The sequence below is a fragment of the Sporosarcina sp. HYO08 genome, assembly GCF_001563475.1.
GTDB lineage: Bacteria > Bacillota > Bacilli > Bacillales_A > Planococcaceae > Sporosarcina.
This window is the reverse complement of sequence record NZ_LPUT01000027.1, coordinates 213,986-225,919: the sequence shown is the minus strand read 5'-3', so window position 1 is coordinate 225,919 and position 11,934 is coordinate 213,986. Positions and strand designations below refer to the sequence as shown.

The following is an 11,934-nucleotide window of genomic DNA, read 5'->3' as shown; positions in this document are numbered from 1 at the left end:
CTCACCAAGCGTGAAAAATTGCCTTAGTATTACGTATTCAACTGAACACGCTAGAATCCTTTTTCCAAAAAATCAACTTTGATCTTTTCACACGATATAACCTAGTATATTGCCAATAAGCTATTTATAGTTCCAGCGTGTTCAAGGAAGAAATCGATGCATGGATGCTGGCGTTTGCCAATGAGCTAATTTACTCTTCTTCATTACCCTTTTCAGTTGAAGCATACTCTTTTTCTTGATTTAATCTTCCGCGAAACAGTTTTGCTCTGAATATATCGCGTTCTTCTTGCGTTAACTCCGTTCCAGCGTACTGCTGTAAAAAACCAGGCTGCATGAAAATCATCAGTTCATTCAAAATGGACATGTGAATATTTTGAATGATGCCAAGATCAATTCCTAGCCGAACATCGGATAGACAACGCGCCGCTTCACCAGTGGGTAGTAAACGGGCATAGGAAATGGTACCAAGCGAACGAAACAGACGATCCTCTAAGGCAATTCGAGATTTGGCAAGCAGTAGCTCCCGGGATTTACGCTCATGGGCGATGAGACGTGATGTGATATTGCCAAGGTCAGCAAGTATGTCTTGTTCTGTTTTACCAAGTGTCGTCTGATTGGATACTTGATAAACATTGCCTGGCGCTTCACTGCCTTCCCCGTAACTTCCCCGCACGACCATGCCAAGCCGGGAAATGGCTGGAATGATACGGTCAATTTGCTTTGTAATGGTCAGTGCCGGCAAATGCATCATGACGGAAGCGCGCATGCCAGTTCCAGTGTTAGATGGACAACTTGTTAAAAAGCCGAATTCCTCATCAAATGCATAAGGCAATTGATTTTCTAAAAAGTTATCAACTTGGTTCGCTTGTTCATAAGCATCTTCTAGCTGGAGCCCCGGATAGATACATTGAATGCGTATATGATCTTCTTCATTCACCATAACGCTAACCGTTTCATCTTTTGATAGGATGACTGCACCGTGCTTTGCGGGATTTGTTAACTGCGGACTGATGAGATGCTTTTCCACCAAGACCTGGCGTTCAAGTGCTGGTAGATCAGACATCCTCATATAGGAATACCCATTTTCTTCCTCATCTAATAAAACATTTGCAATTGATCGATCAATTTCCACTGCTTCCTTTTCTGTAAAGGCGATCGGGAAACGGTAACCTCTTAAATTACGCGCCAAGCGAATCCGGGTAGACAGGACAATGTCTGAATGCTCTCCGTGCGCCGCCATCCAGCCCGTTACGGCGTTTTGCATAAATTTCTCAATTGACATTGTACTCTCCACCCCCACTATCTAGACGTTCCTTCAAGCGATTTGCTTCGTCACGCAGTTCGGCAGCCTCTTCAAATCGTTCTGCTTCTACCGCTTCCTGCATTTTCACCCGAATTTCTTCCAGCTTTCTTTTAATCGCATAAAGTCCGCTGAAAGATTCGGGAACTTTACCAATATGCGCGGAATGTCCATTATGTAACTTACCTAAGACACGGGGCAACAAAGCGCGGAACGAGTCGTAGCATGTTGCACAACCAAATTTCCCGATTTCAAGAAACTTGCTAAACGTTAAATGGCATTCAGGGCACTCTGGTCCTTTTGGAATTTCCTTCTTTTGTTGGGGAGCGATGAATGGATCTGCTCCACCGAACCAGTGCGCCAAAAACTGCTGAATGGACAATGGTTCGTGACTCGGGTCAAATTGGAATGTTTGCGAATGAAAAGCACATTTTTCACATAAATGCCGTTCAACGGAGCCTTCCATGCTTTCCTGCTTTAAAATGACAGATGCAGGGCGTTCCTTGCAATTTTCACAATACATCTTGCGCCACCTCGTATTCATAATCTTACGGAAGATCAGTCCAATTGTTCATATATCAGTGTTAGAAGCATGTTTTGTAAAATGCGTGCGCGAATTTGATCTCGTTCCGGCAGTGGCTGATGCAATACAGTCCTGCTGACAGCCGCAAGAATAAGCTTCGCTTCACGCTCGTCAATGACTTGTTCTTCCAGCAGGCGGAAAACAATATCTTCAGCCATTGTAAAAGATGCGCCGGATTGAATACCTTTTAAAATATGTTCGATTAAGTCTTTTCGAGAATTCGGCTGAACCCGGTATATGCGAATATATCCCCCGCCGCCGCGTTTCGACTCAACTGCATAGCCGCGTTCTGCTGTAAAACGGGTTTTAATGACATAGTTAATCTGCGATGGAACACATTGGAATTTTTCAGCAACTTCATTTCGCTTAATCTCAATCATTCGATTCTTTTCTTCTTCGATGATTGCCTTTAAATACCCTTCTATAATGTCGGAAATGTTTCGCACGTTTGTTCACCTCTTTCCCTACTGACTTTGACTATCTTTGACTTAATTGTACAAAATATTTTACGTGCTGTGCAAATCATATGACTTAGTTACAGTATAGAACGATTTGTTAAGAAATATATCCGAAAATTAAAAAGGGCATCCCCTGGCTCTTTTGGGACACCCTTCTCCTTATTCTTTCTCTTCGTTTGGGAATAGAAAATAAGAGATTACTCCGCTGACTACGACTGCGCCAATTGTAATATATAAACGCGACGTTTCAGGTACTTCCTGATAGTTTTTGTTTAGCATCATCCAACTGAAAGACCCGACAATGAGCATGATCGGGATCATAAACTTGAAAGCTCTCAAACGGGATCACCCTTCGCCAAAATTATCTTTCTTTCATTTTACCACATTCTCATTTCATAGCGGCGGGACAAGCCCCTTTTGAAATGAACTTGACGCCCCGTTATTATAAGGGTATGATACTTTCAACTATTCATAATATTATATTCTTATCGAGAGAAGCTGAGGGACTGGCCCGATGATGCTTCAGCAACCAGCCGTTCGGTCAGGTGCTAAATCCAGGGACCTATAACGGTCTGCAGATAAGAAGGAGTGAAGTATACACTGAAGCCTTCTTTTTTTAAAGAAGGCTTTTTAATTTATATAAGGAGGATGAACAATCATGGGATTGCTAGATCGATTACAAAAAAATGTCCTAACAGCTGATGGCGCGATGGGCACGCTTTTATATTCATATGGCATCGACTTTTGTTATGAAGAATTAAACGTCTCAAAACCCGAAGTCATTGAAAAGATTCACCAAGAGTACATTGCGGCGGGCGCCGATATTATTCAAAGCAATACATACAGCGCCAACGCGATCAAACTTGCGCGGTATGGTTTGGAAGACCGCGTCAACGAATTTAACGAAGCGGCGATGCAAATTGCAAAGCGCGCCGCGGCGCCAGGCGGTCAGTTTGTACTTGGGACAATTGGCGGCATACGCGGTGTCAGAAAAAGTGATGCATCATTAGATGAAATTATCCGCACGGTCGAAAGTCAGGCGGCTGCGCTCCTTTCTGGAGATCCGGATGGCCTGTTGCTTGAAACGTATTATGATTTTGAAGAGTTGGCTGCCACAGTTACTAGACTCCGCAAGCTCACAGATGCGCCAATTATTGCGCAAGTATCAATGCATGACCCAGGCGTGCTGCAAAACGGCTATTCGCTGAATCGCGCTTTACATGAACTGGAAGCATTGGGCGCGGATATTGTCGGCGTCAATTGCCGACTTGGCCCCTATCATACGATTCAAGCGCTTGAAGGTGTATCGCTGCCTGAAAAAGCATTTTTATCCGCCGCGCCAAACGCAAGCCTATTAGACGTAGAAGATGGCCGTATTGTTTATGTTTCTGAGGCAGATTACTTTGGGCGCGCCGCGGTTCTATTGCGAGATGAAGGCGTGCGTCTAATCGGCGGTTGCTGCGGAACGACTCCGAAACATATTGAAGCTGTGAAAAAGCGCATTGCGGATTTGCCGCCTATTGCACAAAAAATCGTCAAAAAGCCGGAACCGATCGTTATTCAAGAAGCGCAACCCGCGAAAAAAGAACCGCTTCATATACAAGCGCAGACCGAGCGCACTGTCATCGTTGAACTGGATACACCAAGAACGCTGGAGACCGAAAAATTCATTGATGGGGCAAACGCTCTTCATGCGGCTGGCGTCGATGCGATCACAATGGCGGATAATTCACTCGCCTCCCCGCGGATTAGCAATATGGCGATGGGCGCGATTTTGAAGCAACTCCACCATATTCGCCCGCTCGTCCACATTACGTGCCGAGACCGCAACTTAATCGGATTGCAGTCTCATTTAATGGGACTGGACGCACTCGGCATTCGGGACATTTTAGCAGTAACGGGAGACCCGACGAAAGTTGGCGATTTCCCAGGCGCGACAAGTGTCTATGATGTTTCCAGTTTAGAGTTGACGCAGTTGATTAAGCAGTTGAACGAAGGCATTTCCTTCTCCGGAAAGCCGCTCGCTAGAAAAGCGGATTTCTCCGTTGCCGCCGCCTTTAATCCAAACGTTCGTGTATTGGAACGAGCCGTGCAGCGACTTGAGAAAAAAATTGAAAGCGGCGCTGATTATTTCATTTCACAGCCTGTTTATACGAAAGAAAAAATTAAGGAAATTTATGAAGCGACGAAGCATTTGTCCACGCCGATTTTTCTTGGGGTCATGCCGCTCACAAATATTCGAAATGCTGAATTTTTACATTATGAAGTGCCAGGCATCAAGTTGTCTGAGGAAGTTTTGGAACGGATGCGCGCATGCGGCGATGACCGCGCCCGTTCAACGGAAGAAGGTATTAAAATTGCGAAAGAGTTGATCGACACGGCAGCGGAATACTTTAACGGCATCTATATTATTACACCATTCCTCCGCTATGACATGTCGCTTGAACTGATTCGCCATATTCAAGAAATCGATAAAAAGAAAGAAAGAGGTTTTGTCCATGCCGAGTCAACGCATTAAACAACAACTAGAAAAAAGAATACTGATCATTGACGGTGCAATGGGCACGATGCTCCAAAATGCGAATTTAACGCCTGAGGATTTTGGCGGCGAAGAATTAGATGGCTGTAATGAGAACTTAAATATTACGAGGCCTGACGTCATTGAGCGTATTCACCGCGAATATTTAGAAGCGGGCGCGGACATTATTTGCACGAATACATTTGGCGGAACGCCGATCGTGCTTGACGATTATGATTTAGGGAAACATGCGCATGACATTAACTTTCGGGCGGCGCAAATCGCGAAAAAATGCGCGGAGGAATTCTCCACGCCTGACTGGCCGCGTTTTGTTGCGGGCGCGATGGGACCAACAACAAAAACATTATCCGTTACAGGCGGCGCAACATTTGAAGGGCTCACTGAGGACTTTTACGTGCAAGCTAAGGCATTGATTGAAGGCGGCAGTGATGTTCTTTTGATGGAAACGAGTCAAGATATGCTAAACGTTAAAGCTGGAACGCTTGGCATTAAAAAAGCGTTTGAAGAAACTGGAAAAGAACTGCCTGTTATGATTTCAGGCACGATTGAGCCGATGGGCACGACGCTCGCCGGTCAAAGCATTGAAGCGTTTTATATTTCGATTGAGCATATTCAACCGCTATCTGTCGGACTCAACTGCGCGACAGGACCCGAGTTTATGACCGACCATCTTCGTTCCCTATCGGACCTTGCCACAAGCTATGTGAGCTGTTATCCGAACGCCGGTCTGCCGGACGAAGAAGGTCATTATCACGAATCACCGGAATCACTTTCCAAAAAACTAGAGGGCTTTGCGGAAAAAGGCTGGTTAAACCTAGTCGGCGGTTGCTGCGGAACGACACCGGCGCATATTCGAGCAATTCGAGAAGTCGTGAAAAATTATGCGCCGCGCCAGCAGACGGAACAAGCGCACGGTCATGTGGTGGCAGGCATTGAGCCGCTTCTTTATGACGATTCCATGCGTCCAATTTTAATCGGCGAGCGAACAAATGTTATCGGCTCACGTAAATTCAAACAACTGATCGTGGAAGAGAAATATGAAGAAGCCTCGGAAATTGCCCGCGCGCAAGTGCGCGGCGGCGCGCATATTATCGACATTTGTCTAGCGAATCCCGATCGCGATGAGCTGGAAGATATGAGGAAATTCATGCAAGAAGTCGTGAAAAAAGTTAAAGTTCCGCTCGTCATTGATTCGACAGATGAAAAAGTTATTGAGGAAGCTTTGAAATACTCCCAAGGGAAAGCGATTATTAACTCCATTAACTTGGAAGACGGCGAAGAACGATTTGACGCGGTGCTGCCGCTTGTGAAGAAGTTCGGCGCGGCAGTCGTTATCGGGACGATCGACGAAGTCGGCATGGCTGTTACACGTGAGCGTAAACTTGAAATTGCAGAACGCTCGTATGACTTGTTTGTCAACAAATGGGGATTGCCGCCGGAGGATATTATTTTCGATCCCCTTGTGTTCCCTGTCGGCACGGGAGATGAACAATATATCGGCTCCGCAGTCGAGACAATCGAGGGCATTCGTCTGATCAAAGAAAAAATGCCCCGCGCCTTAATCACACTTGGGGTTAGTAACGTGTCTTTCGGACTTCCGCCCGTCGGCCGTGAAGTGTTGAACGCTGTTTACTTATACCACTGCACATTGGCGGGACTTGACTATGCGATTGTGAATACTGAGAAACTTGAACGATATGCGTCCATTCCAGAACAGGAAATCAAATTAGCGAATGATTTGCTATTTGAAACGACCGATCAAACGCTGGCCGATTTCACGGACTTTTACCGTGATAAGAAAAAAGAGAAGACAGAAGAGGACATTCCAAAAACGGTTCCTGAACGTCTCGCTTATTATATTGTCGAAGGCACGAAGGAAGGGCTTATTCCAGATTTAGATGAAGCATTAAAAATGTACGACACGCCTTTAGATATCATTAACGGTCCCTTGATGGACGGTATGGCGGAAGTCGGACGCCTTTTCAACGCCAATCAACTCATCGTTGCGGAAGTATTACAAAGCGCAGGTGTGATGAAAGCATCCGTTTCACATCTTGAGCAATTTATGGAAAAAAACGAAGACGACAATGGGAAAGGTAAAATTGTGCTGGCGACTGTCAAAGGGGATGTCCATGACATCGGGAAAAACCTTGTTGACATTATCTTGAGCAATAATGGCTACAAAGTTGTCGATCTTGGTATTAAAGTGACGCCTGCTGAACTGATTGAAGCCGTTCGAAAAGAAAAGCCGGATATGATCGGCCTTTCAGGGCTACTTGTAAAATCAGCGCAGCAAATGGTATTGACAGCGCAAGACTTTAAGTCGGCCGGCATTGATTTGCCAGTGCTTGTAGGCGGAGCAGCGCTTACTCGCCGCTTTACAGACACAAAAATAACGCCAGAGTACGATGGTCCCGTTTTATACGCGAAAGATGCGATGCAAGGTTTAGAAATTGCGAATCGACTGCAGGACAAAGAAGAAAAGGTCATTCTCATGCAAGAATTGATTGATCAGCAAGAAAAACGCAAAGAAACGGAAGCTTTTCGCGCTTCACGGGGAGATGTCGCAGTTGCCACTAGACCGGTGAAAACGGTTCGGGAAGACGTGCCGGTATTTGTACCGAAAGATTTGCGTCGCCGCGTCATGCGCGACTATTCGGTAGGGCATCTGTATCCTTACGTCAATATGCGCACACTCATCGGACACCACCTGGGCCTTCGCGGAAATGTTGATAAAATGCTTGAAAAAGGCGAACCGCGCGCCGTTGAATTGCATGAACTTGTCACGGAATTTTTACAATCAGGCATCTTGCAGCCTTCTGGCATGTATCAATTTTTCCCGGCGCAGTCAGATGGGGATGATGTCATTATTTACGATCCAACTGATGCGAAGACAGAAATTGAACGGTTTACATTCCCGCGTCAATCGAAGGAGCCATTCCTCTGTTTAGCGGATTATTTAAAATCGGTTGATAGCGGTCAAATGGATTATGTCGGATTCTTGCAAGTAACAGCAGGGCATGGCGTCCGAGAAGCCGCGGATCGACTGAAAGAACAAGGGAAATTTTTAGAGAGTCACGCAATGCACGCCACTGCATTGGAACTGGCGGAAGGTTTCGCGGAACGGATTCACCAGGAAATGCGGGATCAATGGGGCTTCCCAGATGCGACTGACTTTACGATGCGTGACCGTTTTTCGGCGAAATACCAAGGGCAGCGTTTCTCCTTTGGGTATCCAGCTTGTCCAAATCTTGATGATCAAGCGAAACTTTTTGGCCTATTAAAACCAGAGGATATTGGTGTCCATTTAACGGAGGAATTTATGATGGAACCTGAAGCATCCGTTTCAGCCATGGTTTTTGCGCACCCGGATGCGCGATATTTTAATGTCGATTAATAGAGGCAACGGTAAAACCCCCACTTGAGCACAGTGGGGGTTCTTATTTTTTATTAATTTATCTCCACCATCTTCTTCTGCCTCCGCCGCATCCGCAGCCACAGCCATGACCGTGTCCTTGACCTGGTCCAAAACCAGGGCCCATGCCAGCCGGACTTACGCCTGTTGGTCCCATACCTGTTGGTCCTGCAAAGAACGTATCGCCCATCACATTTCGATTGGATTCTTGGAAATAACGACGTGGTGTTACAACTGTGTTGACACGATTTACGTTGACAATTGGTTGGATTACTGGGACTTCACGTTTCACAAAAGTATTGTGACAACGGTAAATTGGCGGGCATACAATAGGCTGCATGCCGTGACCTTGCATGCCATGACCTTGCATGCCATGACCTTGCTGCATTGGATTATGTCCAAAGTTCATCATTAATGATCACCTCCCCTTTATCTATTACATGTAACAATTGTTATTAAAGGCGGGCAACCGACTACTTTTCTTATAAAAAATTCCCGAACTAGCGCAAAAAATATAGACAAAGTCTAAAATTGACTTTGTCTATACGCTAAATATCTTTGTACGAAAGGTATTATTGATAATCATACGGCAATTCGTCTTCATCGTAACTTTTGGGCCCTGTTCGCTGGTTCTTTTTCAGTTCTTCTTTTTCGTCATATTCGCTGAAAATCGGACCGCCTTCACCAATCATTTCTAACATTGCGATATAATCCATATTATGTCTAAGTTCCATTTCAACAGCGTCAATTGTCACGCGTTCCATATACCTCATCCTTTCTATATAGTAGTGCTAGTAAAAGGACCTTGAAACACAATTGATGAGCAAAATCTTACACTACCATTATATCAAAATGCCTGTCACTTGCGGAACTTCTGTCTTTCCTGCGTTATCCCTTTTCTTTAGGATATACTGTAAGTAGCAGATGTTGGAGGTGTGGAAGTTGAAGCGAATTGTACTATTTGACGGTGATTGCAATTTTTGTGATGCAAGTGTCCAATTTATTATCAAAAATGATCCATCCGCCCATTTTCTTTTTAGTTCTTTGCAAAGTGAAACGGGACAGAAACTAATCAAACAGCATCAGATCCCCGAAAACGTTGATAGTCTTGTCCTTATTGAGGATAACAAAGCCTACACAAAGTCTTCAGCTGCACTACACATTGCCAAGAAATTAGATGGCTTATGGCATTTGTTATTTCTATTTATATTCGTCCCTCGGAAGATTCGTGACTACTTTTATGATTATTTCGCGAAGAATCGATATAAATGGTTCGGGAAGAAAGAAGAGGCGTGTGCACTGCCTTCGCCCGAAGTTCGGAAGCGGTTTATTTGAATCGAAAGCCCATAGCCAATTCATCAAAAGTTAACTATAAAAAAAGCTGCAGTCCAAGACAATCCTGTCATTGAACTGCAGCTTTCGTTTAGGTTTGTAATTGTTTGTTTTCCTCTGGCGTGAATGCGCGCGATCTCGTTAGAAAACGGACGCCTTCGACCCCTTCTAGCGAAAACATGCCGCCCCGCCCTTCGACAACGTCGATGATGAGTTGTGTATGCTTCCAATATTCGAATTGGTTTTTATGCATATAAAAAGGTGCGCCGCCAATTGTTCCTAACAGAACGTCTTGGTCACCGATGATTAATTCACCATCTGGATAGCACATGGGTGATGAACCGTCGCAGCAACCGCCCGATTGGTGGAACATCAGCGGTCCATGTTTTGCCTTCAAATGATCAATGAGTTCCAATGCCGCATCGGTCGCGATTACGCGTTTTGTCATCTTGTTACCCTCCTCTTAGAATAAGCCCACTTTGTTTTCGTCGTAGCTCACGAGCATGTTTTTCGTTTGCTGATAATGGCTCAACATGGCTAAGTGGTTTTCACGGCCAATTCCGGATGCTTTATAGCCGCCAAATGCAGCGTGTGCTGGGTAAGCGTGGTAGCAGTTCGTCCACACACGACCTGCTTGAATCCCGCGACCGAAACGATATGCTGTGTTGATATCGCGCGTCCATACGCCGGCCCCTAAGCCGTACAGCGTATCATTTGCGATTTCAAGCGCTTCTTCTTTCGTTTTGAACGTCGTCACAGAAACGACTGGTCCGAAAATTTCTTCTTGGAAAATACGCATTTTGTTATTTCCTTTGAAGACAGTCGGTTTAACGTAGTAACCGTCTTTCAACTCGCCATCAAGCTCGTTTTGCTCGCCGCCGATGAGGCATTCTGCACCTTCCTGCTTACCGATGTCGATGTAGGATAAAATTTTCTCCAATTGCTCGGTAGACGCCTGGGCACCCATCATGACAGTTGGATCAAGTGGATTGCCTATTTTTATCGCTTCGACACGCTTCAACACACGTTCCATGAACTTGTCATAAATCTTCTCATGAATTAATGCACGGGAAGGACAGGTGCACACCTCTCCTTGGTTCAACGCGAAAAGTACAAAGCCTTCGACCGCTTTATCAAGAAACGCGTCATCTTCATCCAAGACGTCTTCAAAGAAGATGTTTGGCGATTTCCCGCCAAGCTCGAGCGTAACAGGAATTGCGTTTTGAGAAGCGTACTGCATGATGAGACGGCCTGTAGTTGTTTCACCCGTAAATGCAATTTTTCCGATACGCGGGCTGGATGCAAGCGGCTTCCCCGCTTCCAATCCGAAGCCATTGACGATATTGACAACCCCTGCCGGAAGCAAGTCTTCAATTAATTCCATTAGGACGAGAATCGAAGCTGGCGTTTGCTCAGCCGGTTTCAACACAACGCAGTTCCCTGCTGCCAACGCCGGCGCAAGTTTCCATACCGCCATAAGGATTGGGAAATTCCATGGAATAATTTGGCCGACGACACCAATGGGTTCATGGAAATGATAAGCAACTGTGTCGTTGTCAATTTGGCTGACGCCGCCTTCTTGCGCACGAATGGCGGAAGCAAAATAGCGGAAATGGTCGATCGCCAGCGGTAAGTCCGCAGCTAATGTTTCACGAACTGCCTTCCCATTTTCCCATGTTTCCGCAACCGCAAGCATTTCTAAGTTTTGCTCCATGCGATCTGCGATTTTCAGTAAAATATTTGAACGCTCCGTGACGGACGTTTTCCCCCACGCTTCTTTTGCTGCATGTGCCGCATCTAACGCAAGCTCGATATCTTCAGCCGTCGAGCGTGCAACTTTTGTAAACACCTTTCCTGTAACAGGTGTTGGATTATCGAAATATTGTCCATTCACAGGCGGTGTCCATTTTCCGCCGATGAAGTTCTGATACCGTTCTTTAAAGTTAACTTTTGCACCTTTCGTGTTCGGAAATGCGTAAACTGGAGTTTCAACTGCTTGTACCAATCTTCATTCCTCCCTAAGTGTTTGTTTTATTAACTTCCCCCTCAAGCCAGCTGCGCAAATGATCTCTATATTTGTATGCGCTTACAAAGGCTTGTCCTCTTATTCTTTCAAACTATGGAAGTGAATTCAAGGAAAAGGATTCAAAACATTTCGACAACGGTTTTCGACAGGTGCCAGGCACCCAAACAATCACGATAATCATGTTTTTCACGTTTATTTCAACAATTAATACAATTACTCATTCTCAATTTCCACCTTCTCTTTCTGAATATTTCTCAAATCCTATAGCAATGCTTATGTAA

At 45.2% G+C, this 11,934-nt stretch carries 11 protein-coding genes and 1 riboswitch; of the genes, 3 read left to right on the top strand and 8 right to left on the bottom strand.

Annotation, left to right across the window (positions count from 1 at the left end):
- Positions 1-190: 190 nt before the first annotated feature.
- From AU377_RS10310 to AU377_RS10295, 4 genes are all read right to left on the bottom strand, one after another.
- A complete protein-coding gene (locus AU377_RS10310) occupies positions 191-1,282 on the bottom strand; it encodes a protein arginine kinase (RefSeq protein WP_067407672.1) in 1,092 nt (363 codons plus the stop codon).
- On the bottom strand, positions 1,272-1,823 hold the full coding sequence (locus tag AU377_RS10305; RefSeq protein WP_067407671.1) for a UvrB/UvrC motif-containing protein: 552 nt from the start codon (positions 1,821-1,823) through the stop codon (positions 1,272-1,274). The genes AU377_RS10310 and AU377_RS10305 overlap by 11 nt, the downstream gene beginning before the upstream one ends.
- Positions 1,824-1,858: 35 nt before the next feature.
- Positions 1,859-2,329: a CtsR family transcriptional regulator gene (locus tag AU377_RS10300; protein ID WP_067407669.1), complete on the bottom strand. Its 471-nt coding sequence runs from the start codon at positions 2,327-2,329 to the stop codon at positions 1,859-1,861.
- Positions 2,330-2,500: 171 nt separating this feature from the next.
- Positions 2,501-2,680, bottom strand: a complete 180-nt coding sequence (locus AU377_RS10295; RefSeq protein ID WP_067407668.1) for a hypothetical protein — start codon at positions 2,678-2,680, stop codon at positions 2,501-2,503.
- A 143-nt stretch (positions 2,681-2,823) separates the two neighbouring features.
- Positions 2,824-2,926: riboswitch (SAM riboswitch) on the top strand.
- A 73-nt stretch (positions 2,927-2,999) separates the two neighbouring features.
- Here AU377_RS10295 and AU377_RS10290 point away from each other — a divergent pair.
- Entirely contained in the window at positions 3,000-4,859 is a 1,860-nt protein-coding gene (locus tag AU377_RS10290) for a bifunctional homocysteine S-methyltransferase/methylenetetrahydrofolate reductase (protein WP_067407666.1), read from the top strand.
- Positions 4,840-8,277, top strand: coding sequence for a methionine synthase (metH, locus tag AU377_RS10285; protein WP_067407664.1), 3,438 nt, complete (start codon positions 4,840-4,842; stop codon positions 8,275-8,277). Before AU377_RS10290 ends, metH begins: the two co-directional genes overlap by 20 nt.
- Positions 8,278-8,335: 58 nt before the next feature.
- Here metH and AU377_RS15695 read toward each other — a convergent pair whose 3' ends face one another.
- Positions 8,336-8,707 carry a hypothetical protein gene (locus AU377_RS15695; protein WP_067407662.1) on the bottom strand — a complete coding sequence of 124 codons (372 nt, stop codon included), beginning with the start codon at positions 8,705-8,707 and terminating at the stop codon, positions 8,336-8,338.
- 160 nt (positions 8,708-8,867) lie between these two features.
- A complete protein-coding gene (locus AU377_RS10275; protein WP_067407659.1) occupies positions 8,868-9,059 on the bottom strand; it encodes a hypothetical protein in 192 nt (63 codons plus the stop codon).
- Positions 9,060-9,237: 178 nt separating this feature from the next.
- On the opposite strand from AU377_RS10275, the gene AU377_RS10270 reads away from it, so the two are divergent.
- A complete protein-coding gene (locus tag AU377_RS10270; RefSeq protein WP_067407657.1) occupies positions 9,238-9,630 on the top strand; it encodes a thiol-disulfide oxidoreductase DCC family protein in 393 nt (130 codons plus the stop codon).
- Positions 9,631-9,718: 88 nt separating this feature from the next.
- On the opposite strand, the gene AU377_RS10265 is transcribed toward AU377_RS10270, so the two are convergent.
- Together AU377_RS10265 and adh are read right to left on the bottom strand one after the other, a co-directional pair.
- On the bottom strand, positions 9,719-10,075 hold the full coding sequence (locus AU377_RS10265) for a DUF779 domain-containing protein (protein ID WP_067407655.1): 357 nt from the start codon (positions 10,073-10,075) through the stop codon (positions 9,719-9,721).
- A 15-nt stretch (positions 10,076-10,090) separates the two neighbouring features.
- Positions 10,091-11,632 carry an aldehyde dehydrogenase gene (gene adh, locus AU377_RS10260; protein WP_067407652.1) on the bottom strand — a complete coding sequence of 514 codons (1,542 nt, stop codon included), beginning with the start codon at positions 11,630-11,632 and terminating at the stop codon, positions 10,091-10,093.
- Between the last annotated feature and the right edge of the window lie 302 nt (positions 11,633-11,934).